Here is a 21,798-nt window from a genome sequence, read left to right on the forward strand (position 1 = left end):
CAGCCTGGCCGTTATTGCCAATAAGTACCGCACGTCCGGTGACATCATCATATGCAAAGTCTAATTTGAATGGCTCAGATGCTAGTCCTTTGCGAGAGGACACTGTCTCATAAGAGCAGGACATCTTCAGCGATTTTGCATACGCGGTCATCGAACAAAGAGAAAAAGCAATGAGCACGATCGAACCGAGATGTTTCAAGATCTGGTCTTTCTCGATTGATTGTGAATTACTAAGACGTGGAGACGTCGATCGAGGCAGCTAGGGCCAGATCTTCCTCTTCGACGTACCCTCGTGCAGCCAGAGCTCTTCGGCTTCATGATGATCCGGGACGTTGCGGCTCATCCATTCCACGGCGATCGCCTCTGCCTCATCCACAGTGTCTGCATCAAACGGATCGCTTGATTTGAATGGACCGAGCTCTCGCCCCGGATCGGGCTTTAGTCGCGGCCAAGCTTCGTAATAGACCATTGCTGCACTGGTGCTACTGAGGATCGCTGGGCTTTTCTCGTTCATGGCTTTCGGCATCCGCAGCCGCACAAGCATCAATCCCGCGACATTGGCTCCGGTAATACCAGGTACCCGCCGCGATTGAACAGACGACTAGCGAGAGGAGAACGACCAGCCATCGTCGGCTAAACATCCTTGCCACCGCTCTTCTTCACACGGTCTTGAGCTTCGCGCGCTAGACGATCAGCTTTTAATCGTAGGCGGTTTTGCTCAAACTCCGGTTCCGCTTGACTATCCGATATTGCCTGCCTCGACGAAATCGGATTTAGAGCTCGTTGCGCGGCCCCGTCTTCGACCTGCTCGACGGCCGTACGCTTCGGCTTGATCATTTAGCTTCCTACCTTCGGTCCGATCTTACAGCCGCCGCTTAAGTGACGGCTCTGTCTCAATCTTTTTTGTTCTAGCTGGTTTCTTTTTTTTCGCTGGCTGCGACGCGGCTTCACGTGCAAGTCGCTCTGCTTTTAAACGCTCATGATTTTTGCTGAACGCTTTTTGCGCCGCTTCGTGGTCGTTTATTGCCTGCTCGGCCTCGACTTGTCGGAATACTTTGCGGGCCTCTCGCTCCTCCTTTGACAACGGTAGGCTTGGCTTATGCTCGTCGGGGTGTTTTGCCATTCGATGCTCTATCATTTAGCCTTGTGTTCTATGTTGGGACCGACCCGCTCACCCTCGATTTCACCGCTGAGTAAGAGTGCTATCAAGGTTATCGCGCCGAGAGCGCAACATGCTATCAGGATCCAGAAACCGCGATTGCTGGGAGCCTGCGGTTTCTTGGTCATCGTTTCCTGTTCGCCTTGATCCCGAGCTCTACCAAGCGGCGGATTGCTTCGGATCGGCCGGGCTTGTCTTCCTGCTGATCCGACCATGCATCGATCTGCGCGACAAAATTGTCTGAGAGACGAATTGCTCGCACAGGATCACGGCCGGTAGCAGGGCGGCCGCCTTGAGTTTTCGGCATTGCCAATGTCGACTTAATCATGGTTTTGGTATTACCAAGGAAGCGGGCCAACAGGAAGCTCGAACTTCCTGCCAGCGCTCCCCTGCATTGATGGAGGCCACCGACGCGCCACTATGTTTCTGCGCGGCGTAAGTCCACACGAGTGCCGTCCATGTATGCTGCGGCATGCCTGACCGCCTAGGGAAACGCCAGCGTGTCCTCGATCTCCGCGGCGCGCTCTGGACCTCGTGACTGACTATAGCCGCCCGAGGGACGTCGACAACGAACGGCGGACTCGGTTCGAATATCGGGCGCCACGCTATCCCACCGATCGCCGTGAGCAACGACCGACCACGAACATGCTCACGGTCCGATTTGCCGGCGAGCTCGAGCTCGGCTGGGACGGCGATCGGCTGAACCTGATCCGGTACGGGCGTGGGATCAATTATTGAGTTAACGGGCACCGAAGCTGTCGCTTAGGCCGCCGATGGCTATTCGAAAGAATAGAGATTCTGTCTCGGTAGACCATGGAATGCTAGATTGACAAGCAGCATAGCTCGGTTCGAAGTAATTCCTAGGCGACGCAGAGCGCAGCACTTGGTCCCAACCATCCGTCGCTGTTCTAAAAAAAGTCAAGAACGCCCATAAATCCCACGACCTCGACGCCATGAGAGAGGCGTCGCAGAGAGCATGGGATCTATTGACCCAGCTGTTCGAGATTTTGCGTAACGAGCAGGACCAAGGAAGGCTGGCGCAGCAATACATGCAAATTTCAACCTCATCCGTCGTCAGCGGCCCGACGCCGGTCGAACAGGCTGCGATGATTGCGAGCTGCCGGATTGAAAGGTCTCACAGAGGATACGGCTCCCTTGACCTGCGGGACACGCTAAACAAGATCGCACACCACGACACGGGGTTGGTTTCGTTCCGCGTCGACAATCGGGGAGCCCACTATCTTATCTTGGGCGGAAGTTTTCGGGGCTCCCGCTGGATTTCCGAGATACTCGTTGCGAAGCTATGTAAAAATGCGGCGGCCGCAGTAAAAGCGATCCGGTGAACCATGCATAAACAACGGCCCGATTTAATCGCGCTTTCCCTGCTGACCCTGAGCTGCGCACTAGTCGCCTGGACGGGGATCGCAGGACCGATTTTCGCGGACAGCTTTTGGATGGGTCTGGAGAAGTGGCAAACGCTGCTGGCCGCCTTGATCGCACTCGGTGCTGCTCTCCTTGCGATCTTGCCTGTACTGCGCCAGCTTGCAGAGCAGCGCCGCCAGTCGGCCGCGGCCGCCGTGACGATGATTACAGCAGCAGCGCTCGCGCTGGAACGCGAACGAAACATCGTACGGAGAGCGCGTGACGATCTCGCTTACCTTGGGCAATTGCTCGTGGAGTACGACGTGATGTCCTGGCATGACATCTATGCATCCTGGCCTGAAGCAGCATTTGAAAAGATGCGCATCGGCGACATGCCCAGCCCAGTGATGGACGGGGCAAAAGGTTGTGAAGCCGGCGTTGCGGCTGAGGAGAAGCCCGATCTAAAAGCGCTACCAAACGGATTTTCGGAAGGTCGAACGCCAGATAATCCGTCATGATCGAGCGTGGGCGCGAAGTTTCCAAGCGCCGGCTCAGAACCGAGTTGTGGAGCGAGATTGCCAAGCCTCGGTTCGGAGCTAAGCGAGGGAGAGAGCGGCGTTATCCTGAACTCGGATGGTTGAGGAAGGATGGGCGTGGTACAGGCGGAATCGCTACGATATTCTTGCCATCGATAACCGGTGGTCGGGGTAAAGGCGGCTGTACAGCAGCTCGAATTGGGGCCTCGAGAGCTTTTGGCGGCGTCAACAACAGTTGGCCTTTATCCGCGTCGGCGTCCGCCCGATGGCTGATACCAAGACCCGTCAAAGCAGACCGCCAGAGTCAATCGCTAACCCGGCCTGGGCGCGCGATCTCTTCGCCATAAGCGATACGGGCAATGACCAACTTCGATTCCCTGAGCGCTGGTATCAAATAGCAGCTGTTCGGTCGCGATTTTCACTTAAGGGCTCTTGGCGAGGAGTCCCAGATTGGGGATGACTTTCTGAATATTGGCACCGAATTGTAAGAAACCGCGAGACCCTTTTTCAAGGGTTTTCGATTCAGCTGTTGGGATGTTGTTCGCTGAAAACAGAGCCGCCCAGTACGTCCGTATGTCTACCGACATGCAACGTAACTCTATTGCGATACAGGCGGAGACGATTGCGCTCTACGCAGCGCGTAGAGGGTTGATAATTGTCCGAAGTTACGAGGATGCTGGCCGAAGCGGAGTGACAATCGGTGGCCGCTCAGCGCTGCAGACGCTTATCAGTGACGTGAGGTCAGGCTCAGCCGATTTTCGAACCATACTAATTTACGATGTCAGTCGGTGGGGGCGCTTTCAGGACACCGATGAGAGCGCATATTATGAATTTATTTGCCGGTCTAATGGTGTGGCTGTCGAATACTGCGCCGAACAATTTAACAACGATGGCAGCCTCACGGCCACAATCCTAAAGAACTTGAAGAGGGCCATGGCCGGCGAGTACAGCCGAGAACTTTCCGCGAAGGTGTTTGCCGGGCAGGCAAAAGCCGTAAGGAACGGTTTTCATCGCGGTTCTACGCCAGGCTACGGCTTACGAAGATGCCTCATTGAAGACGGGTCGGCTCAAAGAACCATACTCAAGCCCGGTCAACGAAAGAGACTCTCGACGGACCGAACGATCTTGGTTGCCGGCCCTGCGGAGGAGATTGAGATTATCGCTCGGATTTATTCACTCTTCATAGACCAGAAATTTTCGTTAAGCCGTATCGCAAGACTTTTGAACGAAGAGGGGATTGCGAACGTCCTCCAGCGTCAGTGGAATGACGTTTCTGTACGAGAGATCTTGTCCAACGAAAAATACGTTGGAAGTGCGCAGTTCAACAAAACGTCCAGAAAATTGGGCGCGCCGAGCAGGAAGAATCTCAGATCAGAATGGGTCGAGAAAATCGGAGCATTCGAAGGCATCGTTTCCAAAGAGCGTTTCCGCCAGGCTCAAGAGCAGTTGCGCTATAATGCGCGAGCTTACCTCGACAGCGAGCTGCTCAACGCGCTAACCGCCATTTGGTGCAGTCGGGGGCGGATCAGCGCGGCCCTTATCGAGTCAATACCAGAGATGCCTAGCGTGAACACATTTAAGGAGCATTTCGGCGGGCTTGCCGCTGCATATCAAATGATTGGCTATGCGCCGCCATTTCGCCGCGGTCGCAGCTCGCAAGTTCGGATGGTCATCATGAGTCAGATGTCGGCAAGGCTCCGAGCGGCCGGTTGCGAAGTTGAATGGCATTCGGGTAGCTCTCAAATACTCATAAACGAGGAGTTGGTGGTGGCTGTTGTTGCTGGATGTGCGACACCCGGCGGCGGGAAAAATCAATGGCAGATCAAGCGATCAGCATGGGCGAAGCCAGACATCTTAGTAGCCGCGAGAGTGCACGACGAAGTGTTCACTGTCGTTGAGGACTATCTATTCATACCGCTTCTATTCCTGACGAATGCGTCTTGGCTGACGATCTCGAAGAAGAGGCGACAGCGGATGGAGGCGTTTCGCTCAGCGACGTTGGATCCGCTTTTTGCGCTTTGTTCCAGGAAACGAATTGGTCTCGGTAATGCCTCGCACGCGTGAAACCGCAAGGGACCGCGCTCGCACTTATCGAGCGGTCAAAGCGAGGCTGGCCGATGAAGAGGCTAAAGCGAGGCGCGCTCGTTTGTCGCAGACACTCGCAAAAGTGGCGCAACTCCTCACGGACCAAGGATTTATTGAGTTGGCAGCATTGCAAGGCGTCGAATGGGTACCCCGACGCCTCGTGTCTCGCGCGAATGATACAACGCAGGCGAACCTTGACTTGCATCACGCTGACTCGGTGCTCGACTTTGTAATCGCTTGGAAGTTTATCTTTCCGATGTTCACGAACAGAGAAATGTTAGAATATCTTCAAATGGAATGGCCAGGTTTCGTCGACGAATTCAAGGACACGTTCATTGCGCTCGTAATGAATGGGCCTTTCCTGGATGAGCGGCGAACGTGCCTCAGCACGACTTTCTTTCAATGACAGGTTTCTTGACAACGCGAGCCGTCGGGTTTCTACATCGCGGATGCGTTCTGCAATTCTGATTTCATTGACACTTTCGCTCCTCGGTTCTTCGGCCGCGCAATGCCTGGTCGGCGGCGCTAACGTGCGTGACGACGAGATCGGCCGTGCCGTGATCACGATCGTTGGCTCGCGCGGCAATTTTTGTTCGGGCGCGCTGATCGCGCCGACCCTGGTGCTGTCGGCGGCACATTGCGTGACGCCCGGCGCCAGTTACAAGATCGTGCTCTATGACGCCCAACGGCAGCCGCAATTACTGGCGGTGAAGCGCGTCGCCGATCATCCACAATTCAATGCGGAGGGCATCAAGGCGCATCGCGCCAGCGCCGATGTGGCGCTGCTGCAGCTCGCAGATCCCTTGCCCGGCAAGACCGCGCTGCCGCTCGGCATGCCCACCGAGCCTTTCGCCCCTGGGCAGAGCTACCTGGTCGCCGGCATCGGCGTCGCTGCGCGCGGCGACGGCAAGAGCGGGGGCACCGTGCGCGCGGCGCAGCTCACCTCTACCAGCCATCCCGGCAAATTGCAGATAAGACTGGTCGATCCCGCGACCGACAACACACGCGATGGGCTCGGCGCCTGCACCGGCGACAGCGGCGGGCCCGTGCTGCAACAGCAAAATGGTCGCAACATCGTGATCGGCGTGGTGTCGTGGTCCACCGGCGCGAAGAACGCCGCTGGCTGCGGCGGCCTCACCGGTGTGACACCGCTGACGCTGTACCGCGACTGGATCCTGCAGACGGCACGCGCCTGGGGCACGCCGCTCTGATCGCAGGCGCCATTCAGGCAACGCTGTGTAAGCAAGCGCCGCGCAAGGCAGGTGTCGTTAAGTTCCGTGAAAGGTTCTCCGCTATGATCCGCGAATCATGGGAGTCTCCGACATGCTGCGCCTACTCACTCTTGCCGTTTCCGTGGCCATTTCAACCGCTGGCCTGATCGCGGACGCGCAGGCCGCCGACATGGCCGGCCAGAGCCGCATCGGCCGCCTGTTCGACGAGCCGGTGGTGAAGAGCCGCCGCGTGGTGGTGGTCAAGGACGAACGGCCGATGGAAGAGCCGATCGTGCAATATGCGCCGGAGGTGGATATCTCCTCCATCGTGCATGGCTATTACGGCAAGCCGAATTCCTATTATTACCGCAACTATTACGGCATCCCATCCGAGACGATCTTCAGCCGCGCGCCCTATGGCTGCGGCTACTACGGCTATTGCTGAGCGCCGCGCCTTAGAAGCCCCACGCGGAACGCGCGCACCGCGCTGCGGCATGTGTCGATTGTAACAGTGTGTTCGACTGCGACATCGTGGAGCTTGCGTCTCTCATTCTTGTGAACTGCATTTCCGAAACGCCTCCCTAGCTAGAGGGGTGCTTCAGAGCATCACGGGAAGCCGGTTATGGGAAAAGAAGAAAAGACCGAAGCCGAACTTGAGGAAATGATCGCCCAGCGGATCGTTGTCGGAGGCGTCTATGTATCGGTACGCAGGGATACCCTGCTCGGCTGGCGGCCGATGGTGATTACCGCGCCGAAACACGCCACCTATGCGCAGGAGCTTGCCGACGAAGTGGCCGTGGAACTGCGCAAGAAGTTCGTGCTGAAAGATTGAACCTGTCCGCATCGGGAACTCCGGGCGCATGGTCCCAGCGGCAGCAGCCCATGCGCCCGTATCGCCTAGTCCTTCTTCTCGGTCACATTGCTGATCGTCTTGACGCCATTGCTCTCGGTATAGGTCACCGTGACGCGCTCGCCGGCATGCAGCGACTCCGGAACCGTGCGCAGCCTGAATTTCTCCATCGCGCCCGGCGTATTCGCGCCGACGGTCTCGCCAGCCGGCGCCTGCTTGATCACCACCTCGCTGGTAGTGCGATCGAGAATGGTGACGATCCCCGTGAAAGTCTGGTCAGCAGCTTGAGCCGCCGATCCAGCAAAGGATCCCATCACGGCAATCACCGCCGCACACGCGACGCGTTCGGTCAGTCTCATTGTCGTTCTCCAAAGCTTGCGTGAATGGAGGTAACGACGGCAGCGGGCGAATGGTTCCATAGCTGTTGCCGCAAACGCAGATGATCAATCCGTCCCCTGCATGGTGAGGGATAGCGTGTGAGTCGCGTGTGATGCGGCGACATCGATTCCTTTAGAGCGATGTAATGAACGATTAAGAAGCAGGCGATCGCGGCCGGCGATGCATTCACCGTCACGGCCGACTGCGATAAGATGCTGGCGACTTGCCGCGATCGCTTCGGCAATGTCGATAATTTCCGCGGCTTCCCCGATATCCCCGGCAATGACTTTGTCATGAGCTATCCGACGCCGGGGACGGGTGGGGGGTGAGTGGGTTAGCGAGTGGCGGATATGCGCGAACTCACGCGAATGTCGCCTGCAATATTCTGGAGAAAGTTTCGGTTTCGATCAGGAGGGCGTTGCCGGGGGGGGGCGACGCACCCTGTTGCTTACTTGCCGCCAGTGACATCGAGGAATGTGCCGGTGACGAACGAAGCCTCGGCGCTTGCCAGCCACAGGATCGCCCGCGCAACTTCTTCAGGCTGACCGCCTCGTCCCATGGGGATCGAGTCTTTTACGCGATCGACCCGTCCGGGCTCTCCGCCGCTGGCATGCATGTCAGTGTAGATGTGTCCGGGGCGAATGCAGTTGACGCGTATGCCATCCCGCGCGACTTCCTTGGCGAAGCCGGTCGTGAATGTCTCAACGGCGCCTTTCGACGCAGCGTAGTCGACATATTCGCCCGGACTGCCGAGCCTGGCCGAGGCCGAAGAGATGTTGATCACGGAGCCGCCGCGCCCGTCGTGGCGATACGACATGCGCTTCGCGGCCTGCTGCGCACAGAGGATAGGGCCGATCGCATTGACCGCGAAGATGCGCTGCATCCGCTCGAATCCGAGATCCTCCAGCCGGGACTGCCGCGCAAGCATTGCGGCGTTGTTCACCAGCACATCGATCCGGCCGAACGCATGGTCGATCGCGGCGAATAGCTGAGCGACCTGCTCTGGATCCGCGCTATCTGCGCGCACGGCCAAAGCCCGACGCCCGACAGCTTCAACATCAGCTGCCACCGCAAGAGCGGCAGATTCGTTCGAGACGAAACTGATCGCGACATCGTAACCTTGTGCGGCAGCGAGCCGCGCAGTCGCGGCACCTACACCACGACTTCCACCCGTTATCAGAATGAGCGGCGCCTGTGAGACGGTATCCATTTGGCGAACCTTCATGTGGTGGTGAAATCATCATCTAGGGCTGTCCGGATGAGTCCGATGCCAGACCGATTTCGACGTGGTCGCTGAGATGCCGCGAGAGTGCGATCACGAACGGGCAGATTGCCAGCGCCGTCATCGCGGTCGCGGCCGTTGCCGTCGTGGGTCCGAACGCGTCGCCCAGAAAACCATAGAGAACCGGGGCACCGGCGCCCGCGCCGATGGTGCCCGTATAGAACAAGGCGAATGCACGCTCGGTGCGATGGGGCGGGGTCAGTTCGGGAACCGTTCCGTACAGTACGGATGATGTGCCGTTGAGCATCACCCCCAGCGCCGGCAGGAGCATGATGGCGGGGACGAGCGGCAGAACCAGAACGCCGACAATCAAAACGGCCGTAGCAACCTCGGTGAAGAGGACGGTGCGCCGCGTGCCGACCTTGTCGCCCAGCCAGCCGCACGCAAACTTGCCGGCGGCCCCACCGCTGAAGACAAGTGCCAGAGCAAAACCGATGGTGGGAAGGGTCGCTCCTTTTCCAATCAGGAGGAATGGCAGAAAGGCGAGGAAGCCCATTCTGACGGCGCTATCGAGCATTCCGATCGCCAGCAGCCAATAAAACCCGCCGCGACTTTGACCCGTCTGGCTGGATCGTTCCTTCGCATTGGCTGCATGTCCTTTGCCGACCGCCGGCATCCACACAGCCATGGCGACGGATACCGCGATGCCCGCGACAGCGAGAGCGAATACGGCGTGTTGCCAGGCGACGCTGACAAGTAGCAGAGACATCAGCGCGGGGATGGCCGCCTTGCCGAGATCGCCGGTGAAATTGTAGATGCCAAGCGGCCTGCGCGCGGCGCGCCCATAGGCGCGCGACACGGCGGCGGATGCCAGAGGATGTTGGGTGCTTGAGCCTGCGCCTGCCAGCGCAAGCGCCAGGCACAGTCCGACGATGCCGCCGGAGATGCCTGCGAGCGCGTAGCCCAGTGCCGCCAGCGCCGTGCCGCAACAGAGAATGATTTTGGCGTCGATGCGCTCCGCAAGATGCCCTGCCGGAATTTGCAGACACGCCATGGTGCCGGAATAGAGCCCGCGCAGAATGGCGAGCACGCTGTAGCTCAGTGCGAACTCGGTCTGCCAGATCGGCAGCAGCACGTAGATCACATCGGTGAAACCGTCGTGCAGAGCGTGATTGAGCCCGGTGAGCGCAAGCGTTCGCGCGGCGCGTGTCTGGTTCGGAGGAGCCGACGTGGCGGGTGTCGTGGTCTCGTGCTGTGTCATCGTCTTCCGGCGCTAGCGCAGCAGTTGCAGAAAATCTGAAGATTGGCGTGCCGGATTCGAGCCGGGCGCGTGAAACGCTGCTAAAACCACCATGAACGAGACTTGCGATCGTCACAAATCAGTAATACTCAAGTTATGGGTTAGAAATTCTGAAGTATGTCCACCTTTGTCCCACGCCGTAGTCTGCCGCCGCTGAATGCGGTCCGCGCCTTCGAGGCTGCCGCCCGTCTCGGCAGTCTGAAGGAGGCGGCCGTCGAGCTTAGCGTGACGCATGGCGCCGTCAGTCAGCAGATCCGACTGTTGGAAGACTGGTTGGGTGCTCCGGCGCTGTTTCGGCGCTCGGTCCGACGGGTCGTACTGACGCCTGCTGGCGCCGCACTGCTGGCCGAATTCGGGCCGGCCCTCGATCGCATTTCGGCTGCCGTGCAGCAGCATCGCACCAGACGGCATGACGCGCCGTCCATCGTGCTGCATGTCAACGCGCTCGCGACCTTCAGTCTGCGATGGCTGTTACGACGCATGGGCGCTTTTCGGAGCGAGCATCCCGACATCGAGGTCCGTTTGAGTACGTCGAACGAGACGATCGACGCTCTGGCCGAGCCGTTCGACGTCGTGATCAGAGGAGGGCCGGACACCTTTCCCGGCTACACGTCGCGTTTCCTTTTCGGGGAACGACGGCTGCCGGTGTGCAGTCCGGCCATTCTGGATCGGGCGCCGTTGACCGACATCCGCGATCTATCGCGCCATACGCTGCTTCATGTCTCGTCGATGGCGCGACTTTGGCGCGACTGGCTGGCTGAAGCCGGCGAGCCCGCCCTTCGCCCGGAGGCATCTCTGACCTTCGATCATTTCTACCTGACCATACAGGCAGCGATCGATGGACTCGGTGTGGCGATGGGTCCGACCGCGCTGGTCGCCGATGATCTCGCGGCCGGGCGATTGATAACGCCATTTCCGGACATCAGTCTCTCGGCACGCAGCTACTTCGCCTATCTACCGGAAGCGCGACGAACCGATCCACATATCGCCGTGTTCTGCGATTGGCTCGAGCAACAAGGCCGCGATCTCGTCCGCAACTAGGCGTCGACGACCGTGATCGCTTCGATTCCATGAACCAATCGGGCAATGCGGGAGCGACGATGCCGATCAGGGCGCTCGTCGGCGGCGCTCCGATTGCGAACGGCTTGCTGGCGTTATTCGTCCACCTTTCGTGCGGCGGATTCCGTGAGCCAAGGCGCCCCTTTTTCGCCGCCTGGCAATAGCGTCGCTGCGCTGGCCGGCGACTGCACTACTTCGTCACAAGGCTCCTTATCATGATGATCACACTCATCACCCGCGCTGCTCTCGTCACCGAGGCGCGGGGCTGGATCGCGTCGTTACGCTGCTGTGCAACAATATGTCGGCTATCGGATATAGCGGATCGGGTAAGCGGTCCGCCCGGCAGATTTAAGAGTTCCCAACCCAATAAGATTGTAGATTTCACAGCGCATTAACGCGTCAATGGAAGGGTGATCCGTCACTGTATTCCTTGCGAACAGATTAAGGCGCCGATGAGCTCCGCCCACCGAAAACGCGCGGCCCTGCATTTGCCGATTTGGGCTGCCGTTTTTCTAACGCTGGTTTGCGTGGCGATTCTCGGCCTGAGTAGCTGGCGGGAATGGTCCGCGCGGGACGTTGAGCTAAAAAATACAGACATCGACACGGCGAACCTTGCGCAGTCGCTTGCGCAACACGCTGACGATACATTCGAACTAGCCGACAACGTCGTCACTGGTCTCGTCCATCGGCTTGGGATCGATGGCGATGGTCCTGAAGCGATCGCGCGGCTTCAAACTTTCATCGATCTTCGCAAACCCACCCTGGGTCGTATCCGCGGCCTGTTTGTATATGACGAGACCGGGCGTTGGCTCGCAACGACCGAATCGGTGAATCTGAACGGTCTGAACAACAGCGACCGGGATTATTTTCGCTATCACGCTCAATCGGCGGACCGCGGGATGCTCATCGGTCGGCCTGTCAAAAGCCGTTCCGGCGGACAGTGGATCATTACCGCCTCAAAGCGCTTCAATCATCCTGACGGCAGATTTGCGGGCGTCGTTCTGGCCACCGTTGACGTTTCATATTTCACGCAGTTCTTCAACAAGTTCACCATCGGACAGAAGGGCGCAATTTCTCTCCTGAGTTCGGATGGCATCATGCTGGCGCGGAGCCCCGATGATGGGACCTATGTCGGGCGGGATTTGTCGAGCACGCCTCTCTTTAAAGAGCGTACCAAGCGTCCAGCGTCGGGGACATACTATTTCAGATCGCCCCTGGATGGGGTTCAACGGCTGAGCTTCTACAAGACAAGCGATCATTTTCCTCTGATGGTTCTGGCCACCAAAGCCGAAGATGAGGTGCTGGCTTCGTGGCGCAGGGATGCGGCCGTGCGAATGATGTTCGTCGTCGCACTACTTCTGATTATTGCCGTGATCGGCTTTTTCTTCATAAGGCAATTGCAAGCGCGTCAACGGATGGCCGCCGAACTTGAAGCCAAAGAGGCCGATTTCCGTCTGCTTGCGGAGGAGTCCAGCGACATGGTGACCCGCATTGGAATGGATGAACGCATTCATTACGTGTCGCCGTCATCGAGTCGGGTGGTGGGCTGGGCACCGGAACAGCTGATGGGGACGCCGGCGCTGGCGGGCGTGAACACCGAAGATCTCCCCCGGGTAAAGGCGCTGGTGGCTGCCTTGAAGCGTGGCGACCAACAAGACGCTCGGATCGTCTATCGCAGTCGTCATCGTGAGCGATCGGAGATATGGATCGAATCCACCATGCGCGTCACCAAGGGCTATGAAACGGGTGAGATAAACGGGGTCGTTGCGATTTCGCGCGATATGACGGAGCATAAAGACCTTGAGCGGAAGTTGGCATCGCTCGCGACTTTGGATGGCCTGACCGGAATTGCCAATCGTCGACATTTCGACGAGCATCTGGAGAGGGAATGGGCAAGGGCACGACGCGACGGCACTCCGTTGTCACTGCTAATGATCGACGTCGATCAATTCAAAAAATACAATGATCGATACGGACATCAGGCTGGAGACGCTTGCCTGCAGTCCGTTGCGCAGGCGCTGGCCGCGCAGGTTCGACGGCCTGCCGACCTGGCCGCAAGATACGGCGGAGAGGAGTTTGTTCTGCTTTTGCCGGATACTGATCGCGCGGGATGTGAACTGATAAGCAGCAAGATTCGGGACTCCCTTGCTGCTATCGGCATTGATCACGAGTTGAACCTTCCATCCCAAAAAGTGACGGTAAGCATCGGTGGTGCGATAGCTGCCCTCCAGGACGCGAAAGCGTCGAGTTCGTCGCTGGTCGAGGCCGCGGATCGAGCACTGTATGCTGCGAAGGATGAGGGGCGCGATCGACTGGTGATGTCGGGACGTGTGATAGAGTTGTCCAAGGGAAGGATTGCCTGAGGCCTCTGGAACCATGAAGACGCCAAACGGTCAAGTATGACGGAAAAATCGGCGCCTTCGTAGTTCTACCAAGTAGCGGTTTGAGAGATCTCTATCGGTTTCTTAGCGATTTGCTGTACTGTCGAAAGATGGTCGAAACTCGTAGCGCACCCCGCCACCGCGTTTTGAAAGCAGGAACGATCGAGTTCGGCGGCGGTGCGATCGACTGCGTGGTCCGCAACCTGTCCGCTACCGGCGCGGCGTTAGAAATATCCAGCCAAGTTGGGATACCTGAAAAATTCGCACTAGTTGTGACGGACTGCATTTACGTTGCGAAGTTGTGTGGCGAAAAGGCTACCGAATTGGCGTCAGGTTCGGCCAGGTGCCGTGACAGCGCTAAATGCCTACCACTGAAGTGACACTTCGAAGTGATCTGCGAACCGCCAGGTAACCTAACGTCAATCGCTGTTCCTACCGGCATATAGCCTCGTTTCGCTGCGACGCGAAATTTGGTCTTCTATCGGGGCACAGTGGACCTAGAGGGCCGTCTGCCCGGCGGGTTAATGGGTGCACGAACTCAACCGATTGGAATACTCAATCCTTGCGCAGGAATGTGTAGTCTGCCGAATAGGGCACGCGGAGAACTGCCCGCATCGTCGCTGGGGCCGGCGGCGACGCGCCATTGGTATTGATGTGCTGATCACGTCGACGCGTGCAAGCTTGCCGTTACCGTTGTCATGCTGCTCCGTGACCGTGAGTTTCAGCCACGAGATATCACTTTCGGTTTTTGCCGGGGCGCGGCCGATCAGGGCACTTGTCGGCGGCTCTCCGGCTCCGAACGGCTTGCTGGCGTTATTCGTCCACCTTTGGTGCGGCGGATTCCATGAGCCAGGGCTCTCCCTTTTCGCCGCCTGCAAGAGCGTCGCCGCTGGCCGGCGACTGCATTGCTTCGTCACAAGGCTCCTTACCATGACGACCGCACTCATCACCCGGGCTGTTCTCGTCACCGAGGCGCGCGACTGGATCGGCACGCGCTATCAGCATCAGGCGTCGCTCAAGGGCGTCGGATGCGATTGCCTCGGCCTCGTGCGTGGCGTCTGGCGTTATTGCGTTGGCGATGAGCCGGAAACACCGCCGCCTTACGCGCCGGACTGGGCGGAGGCACGAGGGGAGGAGGCGCTGGCGCAGGCGGCGTTGCGTCATCTGGTGCCCATCGCGTTGAATGAGGTCGGTGCTGGCGACGTGTTGCTATTTCGCTGGCGCGACGGCTTCGTCGCCAAACACGCGGCGATTGCGAGCGGCGATGGCACGATGATCCACGCCCATGACGGCGCCGCCGTGTGCGAGGTGGCGCTGACGCCGTGGTGGCGACGTCGTCTGGCCTATGCGTTCCGGTTTCCCGGAGTGAGCTGATGCTGGATGTATTGTATTGAAGTCATCACTTGCGGACTGCGTTTCCGGATGCATCTTCATTCATCGCGACATGGCCCTGTACAAGGGTCGCGAATGATTTCTGGGCGTCATATCGGTCGCTGTCGGCTTTCCAGACACAGTGCGTTTCCGAAAAGACATTCCCGCCTTTCAGCGGAAGAAGGACAACACCCGCAATATGCGCGGATGTCATGGCGCGCGGAACAAGTGCGACGCCAAGACCGTGGGCGACGGCCGAGATCACGCTGACCCAATGCCGCACCTCATGAATGACCGTCGGCGAGAAGCCAGAGGACTGACAGGCCTCCAGGATGGAATTGAAATAGGCCGGCGACGCCGAGCGACCGAACAGGATGAATTCCTCGGCCGCCAGTTTTTCGAGCTGGACGGAGCGCTTGGTGGCATAGGGATGACCGCTCGGGAGACAGGCAAGAAGTGGCTCCCGGCAGAAGCGAAACCCGTCAAGACCATCGGGCGTCTCCAGACCGTTGATAAATCCGAAATCGATCTCATCGCGTTTGAGGGCAACGATCTGCTCGGCCGTACTGAGTTCCTGCAACCGCAACTCAATGCCGGGATGCAGCTTTCGGAACGATCGAATGATCGCAGGCAGTCCGCGATAAAGGGTCGAGCCACCAAAGCCGACGCGCAACAATCCGCCCTTCTCGTCGTCGACCGCTCGCACGAAGTCGCGAACCTCTTCGACGCGACGCAGCAGAAAAGTCGCCTCGGACTGAAGTGCGCGACCCGCAACCGTCAGCTCGACATTGCGGCTGTTGCGTTGAAAGAGCTTGGTGCCAAGGCTTTCCTCGAGCTGCCTGATGGCCAGACTGAGCGGCGGTTGAGAGATGGACAGTCGCTGTGCAGCGCGCCGGAAATGGCGTTCCTCGGCCAGAACCAGAAAATACCGCAGCAAACGCAGTTCCATCCCGATCTCCGTAGATTGATATGTTTTGTGGATCAATCAATACCAAATAGTATTGGACGCTATCGGTCCGCCGCGGTCAACTGACGCCCGGAAAGCAAAAAATTTCGGGAGGACATCGCATGAAGCTACGGAGGATGGCTGGTTCGGCCATGTCGGTGGCTGCTGTCAGCTTCGCCATCGCGTGCAGCTCGGCAGCGAGAGCCGAATATCCGGATCGCCCCGTCAAACTCATTGTCCCCTTCGCCGCGGGCGGCCCCACCGATGCGCTGGCCCGCAATCTCGCCGAAGGACTACGCGTCCAGCTCAAGCAGACGGTGGTTGTTGAAAACAAGGGCGGAGCCGGCGCCAATATCGGCGCCGAATACACCGCCAATTCGCCAGCCGACGGCTACACCTTGATGTTCGGAACCTCGGGACCTCTGGCCATCAATGTCAGCCTCTACAGAAAACTCAACTACGACCCGATCAAGAGTTTCGATCCCGTCATCATGCTCGGCAAACTTCCCAACGTGCTGTCCGCAGGCCCGGGATTGCCGGTCAAGGACCTCAAGGAACTGATCGCCTATGCCAAGGCCGGCAACAAGCTGAACTATTCGTCGTCAGGCGTCGGCGCATCGACGCATCTGTCGGGAATTCTGTTTAATTCGGAAGCCGGCATTGATCTGCAACACGTTTCGTATCGTGGCGCCGCACCAGCGATGACCGATCTGCTCGGCGGACAAGTCCCGCTCAGTTTCTCGGACGTCTACTCGTCCGCTCCGCACATCAAGTCCGGGGCGATCCGCGCGATCGGTGTCACGACACGCGAGCGCACGCCGTTGCTTCCCGACGTGCCCACGCTCGATGAGCTTGGCCTCAAAGGCTTTGACGTCAGTGTCTTCTTTGGAATTGTCGTTCCGAAGGGAACGCCGCCCGAGGTCATTGCCACGCTCAACGCCGCATTCCGGGAGGCCATCAAGGATCCTGCCATCAAGGCTGCCATGGATCAGCAAGGCATTATCCCGGCCCAGTCGTCCACCCCAGCCTATCTGGCCGAGTTCATGGCATCGGAAACCCTTCACTGGCGCAGCGTTCTCACGCAGGTCGGATTCGAACAGCAGTAAGAAAAATTCAGAAAAGAGATATCGACATGAACTATCAGCATCCCCCGTCCAATTTCGCCGCGCCGACAGAGCAACTGGCCAGCCGCGAGGCCACAGCCGAGCGCTCGAACAAGCTTGCGCCGGACTGTGCCGGCAGCAACTTCTTTGAAATGGACCACAATCTGCAGGCCTTGCTGCTGCAGTATATCGACGCCGCGCTGCTGGATCACATCCGTCCGCATCTCGACAGTCTCGGCGAACTGTGCGGCAACGAGCTCCACGATCTGGCCGACGCTTCCGAACGGCACCCGCCCGTCTTGCGGCAACGCGATCGATACGGGCGCGATGATGAAACGGTGGAGTATCACCCCGCATATCAACGCATGGAAGAAATCGCCTATGCGCGCTACGGCATCCACGCCATGTCGTATCGGCCGGGGGTGCTTGGCTGGCCGACGAAGCTTCCGCCGATCGTCAAATACGTCTTCCAGTACATTTTCTCGCAGACCGAATTCGGATTGATGTGCCCGGTCAACATCGCCGGCAGTTCGTCAGAACTCATTCGCCGATACGGAAGCGACGAGGTTCGCACCCGCTTCGTCGACCGCATGCTGTCGCAGGATATGAGCCAGCTGTACCGTGCGGCGCAGTTCATGACGGAAAAGGCTGGCGGCTCCGATGTTGGCGCAGCCGAGCTGGTGGCCGCCCGGGACGGCGAAAACTGGCGGCTGTGGGGCGAAAAATGGTTCTGCTCCAATGTCAGCGGAGACGTGGTCGTTGTGCTGGCAAGGCCCGAAGGGGCCCAGGCTGGCGGCAAGGGGCTTGGCCTGTTCGCCATGCCGAAGTATCTCGCGGATGGTACGCGTAACGCCTATCGGGTTGTCCGCATCAAGGACAAGCTCGGCAGCAAGTCGATGGCCAGCGGTGAAATCCGGTTGGAGGGCGCGGTTGCCTACCAGCTGGGCGATCTCAACCGCGGGCTCAAGCAGATGCTGGAGATGGTCAATTCGAGCCGGGTCTCGCATCTCGCACGCGCTGCCGGAATGATGCGGCGCTGCCTCAATGAAGCAATGGTTGCCACCCGCAACAGAAACGCATTCGGCAAGAGCGTCATCGACCATCCCCTGATGCGCCGGCAGTTGCTGAAACTGATGGTGCCGACCGAGCAGGCGTTGTCAGCACTGCTGTTCACGGCGTCGGTCTCGGCCAACGAGGACCAGCCGGATGCACAGAAGATTCTGCGGATCATGACGCCGATCTGCAAGTATCGCACTTGCAGGGACAATGTGACGGTCGCGACCGGATCAATGGAGGCCCGCGGCGGCAACGGCTATATCGAGGATTGGCCGAACGCAAAGCTCGTTCGTGACGCGCATCTCGGCGTGTTGTGGGACGGCACGAGCAACATCAATGCGCTCGATGCCATCCACCGATCGATCAAGAAGGAGAAGGCGCATCTTGTCCTTCAGCAGGATCTTGAGACCCGCCTCAAGCGAGCGGACGGCCTTCCAGGCCAGTTCCGGACCCGCCTCGAAAACGGCGTGCGACAGGCCTTTGCCTTTGCGGCCGAAATCGCCGCCGAGCCGGACAACGAACGGTTCTGCCGTCTCGCGGCCGGTCAGTTGTATCACGCGGTCACCATGGTGCTTCTGGTCGAGGAGGGACTGCGCGCTGCAGCGACAGGCGGCGATGCGCGGCGCCTTCTGCTGGCGCGCTTCGTTCTCGAGCATCGATTGCAGAACAACGCACCACTCAACATCGCCTCGTTGAAGTGGGAAGAAGAGGCCATCGACCTGCTGCTCAACGATGGTCCGGTATCGCTCGACAAGGCCACCACGCTGCTTGTTGCCTGACGGCCGGGGGCCGAACATCGAGGGGATCGCACGACGCGCTCCCCTCCGTTGAATGGTGTTCGATCGTTCTCTGTTTCACCGAACGCTGGTCCTTCCGGGTTCGGTAGGATGGCGCGGTGGGACGGGCGGCCTGCAGTTGGCAGCCCCAATGCAGGCGAATTCGCTTCGTCACTTATACCGTCCGCGACCTTCACATATGGATTTCCTATATCGCAATGGCCATGTTCTTCTTGCCGCTTCAACTCTGAGGGAGGTTGCGCCGACCCAGGTGTATGATCCGTATTTTTTCCGGCGTCGCCCAATGCAGCTGTGCATGCCGGATTCTATCGGGCTGGGATTGCAATCTGGCTGATTCAATTCGTGCGACGCGTTGTTACCGAACACCAAACGGGAGATGAACCGATGGCCGGTATTGAAGCGAATATGCGCCAGGACATCGAACCAGCGGCCGATACGAATGCTGTTCTCAGCCCGGCAGCATCCGGGCTATTGCGATATCTCGCTTCATTCGCCATGACCGCCCTCGCAACAGCGGCGGCAGTTGGTGTCGATAGCAAGGTGGCGATACCCAACCTCTCCCTGATATTTGTCATTCCCGTCATCATCGCGGGACTGAGCTTCGGTCTGGGCCCATCGTTCCTTTCCGCAATACTCGGTGCTCTCGCCTTCAATTTCTTTCTCACGGAACCTCGCTACAGTCTCAACGTCGATGATCCGGCTAACATCTGGGCGATTGGACTTCTGTTCGTCGTCGGACTTGTCGTGAGCGGCGTTGCCTTCACCTCTCACCAGAGAGCGGCCGAGGTCACCCGATTAAGGCGGCAGGCAACTGTCTGGCAAGGCTACAGCCGTGACGTCGCTGCAGCCGACAACGTGAAAACGATCGTCTCGCTCACATGTCAGGCTCTTGCAGCGCTGTTTCAGGCTCCCGTGGTGGTGTTGCTGGTGTCGGGTGAGAAAGTCATTCTTCTTGAGAAAACAGGTGACGCAGAACTCCAGCAGCCTGAACTGGAGGCTGCGCGTGCATCGCTCACGACCGGAAGCATCGTACGCGGCGGCGTTTACCCGGACATCGCCTCGCGCTTTGACTTCTGGCCTGTGCAAGCTGCCGGAGACAGCAATGCCGTTTTGGGAATTGCCTTCGATCCGGATGAGCGTCCCGCCAAGCCAGACATATCCGTGGACGTCGTGAGAAGTGTATTGGCCATGGGGCTTGGCCTCCAGCATGCGCGGCCGACCCGCGATGGTCAGCGCCAGAGCTGAGGCGGCATCTTCACCAGCCCGGTAGATGCGGCGTTATTGGAATGCTTCGTCGCAAGGGCTCCTCGCAATGACGACTGGCCTGATCACCCGCACCGCGCGCGTCACTGCGGCGCGTGGGCGGATCGGCACGCGCTATCGGCACCAGCAATCGCGCAGGGGCGTTGGCCGCGATTGCCTTGGGCTGGTGCGCATTGTCTGGCCTGTGCGTTCTGCTATTCTGGAGTGAGCTGATGTCGCAACTCGTTCTCGCCACAGCCGGTGGCGCCATTGGTGGAATGTTCGGCCCCATCGGTGCAATCGCCGGCCAGCTCGCCGGTGCTGCGCTCGGCGGCGCGATCGATAATGCGCTGTTTCGCGCGGGCGGTCAGACCCGGAGTGGTCCGCAACTGGCCGATCTCGATGTGATGGCGTCTACCGAAGGGGCGCCGATCCCGCGCATCTATGGCCGCGCGCGGCTCAGCGGCGTCTTCTGGAAGCTCGCAATGTGCTTGGCGCCCGCACTGATCCGCACGGCGTTCGGCTTCCACAGGCTGGAGGCAGTGATCGGCCCGCCGGACCACGAACGGCATGAACTGCAATGGCAATATCCCATCGCTTCCGGGGCACCATCCACTTTGAGTTCGACTGCGCCGCAGAAGCACTTTCCAACATGTGTCATTGCTGTCGTTCCCTCTTGCTTGTGCATCGTGCCTCGCCGCGAAGCGGGCGCGCCGGGCATGCTGCTAGCAGGGGCGCCCAAACCGGAGCGTCATGCGATCGGACGAGGCAGCATTACAAGATGTGTCGATGCAACACGCTTCCCCAGGCGGCAATGTGGACGGTCGCGCTGAAGCTGACGTCATGGGCAGGGCATGACCGAGTTGCGGAGATCAGAACGCCGTCATTCCACGTTCCAAGAGACTGGTGCGCGACTGGGCTCATAGGTTGCGAGAGGAACAGTTGCGTGATGTGGCCTTGACGCAATAAATTCGGCATAATGACCCGCCGCGCTCACCGCTCGCCCGAGGAAACATTTGATCGCTGACGGATGATCGCGATGCCCCTCACTTACGTCATCTCCGATCTGCACGGCCGGCGCGATCTGCTGGATCGCGCGCTGGCTGAGATCGAGACGCATCGGGCTGGTGAAAACGCCACACTCATTGTGCTCGGCGACTATGTCGACAAGGGCCCGGGCTCGCGCCGAGTCATTGCGCGGCTGCGCGCAGGGGTGGCGCCTGGCCTGCGGCTGGCGATGCTCAAGAGCAATCACGATGCGCTGATGGTCGCCGCGCTGCGCGGCATCGTGCCGATGGAGAACTGGCTGGCGAAGGGCGGCGATACCGCGCTGGCCTCCTATGGCGGCGACGTCGCCGATGTGCCGGTGCATGACATCGACTGGCTCGACGGCCGGCCGCTGTGGCACATGGATGCACATCGCATCTATGTGCATGCCGGCGTCGATCCCGCGCTGCCGCTGACGCAGCAGGATCCGGTATTGCTGATGACCAAGCGCTATGCGGACGATGACGTGTCCGGCCATGATGCCGGCGAGGGCACGCGCCATGTGGTGCATGGCCATGACCGCCATGCCGATGAGCCGCTGCTGGAACAGGGCCGCAGCAATCTTGACACCTATGCCTGGAAAAGCGGCCGTCTGGTGATCGGCGTGTTCGATGACAACATGCCGGGCGGGCCGGTGGAGCTCATCGAGATCACCGCGCCGCCGGCGCCGGACCGGACCGCGATGCCTTGAGG

General features: G+C 59.3%; 21 protein-coding genes and 4 pseudogenes. 16 read left to right on the forward strand and 9 right to left on the reverse strand.

The window, feature by feature from the left end; translation table 11 throughout:
* Positions 1 to 259: 259 nt before the first annotated feature.
* The 4 genes from CIW50_RS24530 to CIW50_RS24545 all read right to left on the reverse strand — a co-directional run bounded on the left by CIW50_RS24530 (position 260) and on the right by CIW50_RS24545 (position 1,517).
* The gene (locus tag CIW50_RS24530) at positions 260 to 514 is read right to left on the reverse strand and encodes a hypothetical protein (protein WP_149533793.1); all 255 of its coding nucleotides are present in this window, start codon (positions 512 to 514) and stop codon (positions 260 to 262) included.
* 119 nt (positions 515 to 633) lie between these two features.
* Complete coding sequence (locus CIW50_RS24535; protein ID WP_149533794.1) at positions 634 to 837, reverse strand: hypothetical protein; 204 nt, start codon at positions 835 to 837, stop codon at positions 634 to 636.
* A 25-nt stretch (positions 838 to 862) separates the two neighbouring features.
* Positions 863 to 1,123: a hypothetical protein gene (locus tag CIW50_RS24540; protein WP_149533795.1), complete on the reverse strand. Its 261-nt coding sequence runs from the start codon at positions 1,121 to 1,123 to the stop codon at positions 863 to 865.
* A gap of 160 nt (positions 1,124 to 1,283) precedes the next feature.
* Complete coding sequence (locus CIW50_RS24545; protein WP_149533796.1) at positions 1,284 to 1,517, reverse strand: ribbon-helix-helix domain-containing protein; 234 nt, start codon at positions 1,515 to 1,517, stop codon at positions 1,284 to 1,286.
* 628 nt (positions 1,518 to 2,145) lie between these two features.
* Here CIW50_RS24545 and CIW50_RS24550 point away from each other — a divergent pair.
* From CIW50_RS24550 to CIW50_RS24575, 6 genes are all read left to right on the forward strand, one after another.
* The gene (locus CIW50_RS24550) at positions 2,146 to 2,502 is read left to right on the forward strand and encodes a hypothetical protein (RefSeq protein WP_149533797.1); all 357 of its coding nucleotides are present in this window, start codon (positions 2,146 to 2,148) and stop codon (positions 2,500 to 2,502) included.
* Between the two features lie 3 nt (positions 2,503 to 2,505).
* Positions 2,506 to 3,039, forward strand: a complete 534-nt coding sequence (locus CIW50_RS24555) for a hypothetical protein (protein WP_149533798.1) — start codon at positions 2,506 to 2,508, stop codon at positions 3,037 to 3,039.
* A 552-nt stretch (positions 3,040 to 3,591) separates the two neighbouring features.
* Positions 3,592 to 5,121: a recombinase family protein gene (locus CIW50_RS24560; protein ID WP_149533799.1), complete on the forward strand. Its 1,530-nt coding sequence runs from the start codon at positions 3,592 to 3,594 to the stop codon at positions 5,119 to 5,121.
* A gap of 470 nt (positions 5,122 to 5,591) precedes the next feature.
* On the forward strand, positions 5,592 to 6,353 hold the full coding sequence (locus CIW50_RS24565; RefSeq protein ID WP_149533800.1) for a S1 family peptidase: 762 nt from the start codon (positions 5,592 to 5,594) through the stop codon (positions 6,351 to 6,353).
* A 112-nt stretch (positions 6,354 to 6,465) separates the two neighbouring features.
* Positions 6,466 to 6,798 (forward strand): hypothetical protein, encoded by a 333-nt coding sequence (locus CIW50_RS24570; RefSeq protein WP_149533801.1) that lies wholly within the window; start codon positions 6,466 to 6,468, stop codon positions 6,796 to 6,798.
* Positions 6,799 to 6,975: 177 nt separating this feature from the next.
* Positions 6,976 to 7,185, forward strand: a complete 210-nt coding sequence (locus CIW50_RS24575; RefSeq protein ID WP_149533802.1) for a hypothetical protein — start codon at positions 6,976 to 6,978, stop codon at positions 7,183 to 7,185.
* Between the two features lie 65 nt (positions 7,186 to 7,250).
* Here the strand turns inward: CIW50_RS24575 and CIW50_RS24580 are convergent, their stop codons facing one another.
* Entirely contained in the window at positions 7,251 to 7,562 is a 312-nt protein-coding gene (locus CIW50_RS24580) for a hypothetical protein (RefSeq protein WP_149533803.1), read from the reverse strand.
* A 180-nt stretch (positions 7,563 to 7,742) separates the two neighbouring features.
* Here CIW50_RS24580 and CIW50_RS24585 point away from each other — a divergent pair.
* Positions 7,743 to 7,910 (forward strand): annotated as a pseudogene (locus CIW50_RS24585) (phage BR0599 family protein); the annotation flags it as partial.
* A gap of 119 nt (positions 7,911 to 8,029) precedes the next feature.
* On the opposite strand, the gene CIW50_RS24590 reads toward CIW50_RS24585, so the two are convergent.
* On the reverse strand, positions 8,030 to 8,791 hold the full coding sequence (locus CIW50_RS24590) for an SDR family oxidoreductase (protein WP_149533804.1): 762 nt from the start codon (positions 8,789 to 8,791) through the stop codon (positions 8,030 to 8,032).
* A gap of 34 nt (positions 8,792 to 8,825) precedes the next feature.
* Positions 8,826 to 10,064, reverse strand: a complete 1,239-nt coding sequence (locus CIW50_RS24595; RefSeq protein ID WP_149533805.1) for an MFS transporter — start codon at positions 10,062 to 10,064, stop codon at positions 8,826 to 8,828.
* Between the two features lie 156 nt (positions 10,065 to 10,220).
* Here CIW50_RS24595 and CIW50_RS24600 point away from each other — a divergent pair, with 156 nt between their 5' ends.
* From CIW50_RS24600 to CIW50_RS24615, 4 genes and pseudogenes are all read left to right on the forward strand, one after another.
* Positions 10,221 to 11,144, forward strand: coding sequence for a LysR substrate-binding domain-containing protein (locus tag CIW50_RS24600; RefSeq protein WP_149533806.1), 924 nt, complete (start codon positions 10,221 to 10,223; stop codon positions 11,142 to 11,144).
* Between the two features lie 470 nt (positions 11,145 to 11,614).
* A complete protein-coding gene (locus CIW50_RS24605) occupies positions 11,615 to 13,525 on the forward strand; it encodes a diguanylate cyclase domain-containing protein (protein ID WP_149533807.1) in 1,911 nt (636 codons plus the stop codon).
* 128 nt (positions 13,526 to 13,653) lie between these two features.
* Positions 13,654 to 13,895 (forward strand): annotated as a pseudogene (locus CIW50_RS29620) (PilZ domain-containing protein).
* A gap of 578 nt (positions 13,896 to 14,473) precedes the next feature.
* Positions 14,474 to 14,917 carry a C40 family peptidase gene (locus CIW50_RS24615; protein ID WP_149533808.1) on the forward strand — a complete coding sequence of 148 codons (444 nt, stop codon included), beginning with the start codon at positions 14,474 to 14,476 and terminating at the stop codon, positions 14,915 to 14,917.
* A 25-nt stretch (positions 14,918 to 14,942) separates the two neighbouring features.
* Here CIW50_RS24615 and CIW50_RS24620 read toward each other — a convergent pair whose 3' ends face one another.
* Positions 14,943 to 15,863 carry a LysR family transcriptional regulator gene (locus CIW50_RS24620; RefSeq protein WP_149533809.1) on the reverse strand — a complete coding sequence of 307 codons (921 nt, stop codon included), beginning with the start codon at positions 15,861 to 15,863 and terminating at the stop codon, positions 14,943 to 14,945.
* Between the two features lie 119 nt (positions 15,864 to 15,982).
* Here CIW50_RS24620 and CIW50_RS24625 point away from each other — a divergent pair, with 119 nt between their 5' ends.
* The 4 genes and pseudogenes from CIW50_RS24625 to CIW50_RS24645 form a co-directional block, all read left to right on the forward strand.
* Positions 15,983 to 16,966, forward strand: a complete 984-nt coding sequence (locus tag CIW50_RS24625) for a Bug family tripartite tricarboxylate transporter substrate binding protein (protein ID WP_149533810.1) — start codon at positions 15,983 to 15,985, stop codon at positions 16,964 to 16,966.
* Between the two features lie 26 nt (positions 16,967 to 16,992).
* Positions 16,993 to 18,798 (forward strand): acyl-CoA dehydrogenase family protein, encoded by a 1,806-nt coding sequence (locus CIW50_RS24630; protein ID WP_149533811.1) that lies wholly within the window; start codon positions 16,993 to 16,995, stop codon positions 18,796 to 18,798.
* A 402-nt stretch (positions 18,799 to 19,200) separates the two neighbouring features.
* Positions 19,201 to 20,061, forward strand: a complete 861-nt coding sequence (locus tag CIW50_RS24635) for a DUF4118 domain-containing protein (protein ID WP_149533812.1) — start codon at positions 19,201 to 19,203, stop codon at positions 20,059 to 20,061.
* Positions 20,062 to 20,291: 230 nt separating this feature from the next.
* A pseudogene (locus CIW50_RS24645) lies at positions 20,292 to 20,534 on the forward strand (hypothetical protein); the annotation flags it as partial.
* Here the strand turns inward: CIW50_RS24645 and CIW50_RS24650 are convergent.
* Positions 20,507 to 20,719, reverse strand: a pseudogene (locus CIW50_RS24650) (GFA family protein); the annotation flags it as partial. The pseudogenes CIW50_RS24645 and CIW50_RS24650 overlap by 28 nt on opposite strands.
* Positions 20,720 to 21,097: 378 nt before the next feature.
* Here CIW50_RS24650 and CIW50_RS24655 point away from each other — a divergent pair.
* A complete protein-coding gene (locus CIW50_RS24655) occupies positions 21,098 to 21,796 on the forward strand; it encodes a metallophosphoesterase (RefSeq protein WP_149533813.1) in 699 nt (232 codons plus the stop codon).
* Positions 21,797 to 21,798: the final 2 nt, after the last annotated feature.

The organism is Tardiphaga sp. P9-11 (assembly GCF_008329525.1).
In the GTDB taxonomy this organism is placed as follows: Bacteria; Pseudomonadota; Alphaproteobacteria; order Rhizobiales; family Xanthobacteraceae; genus Tardiphaga.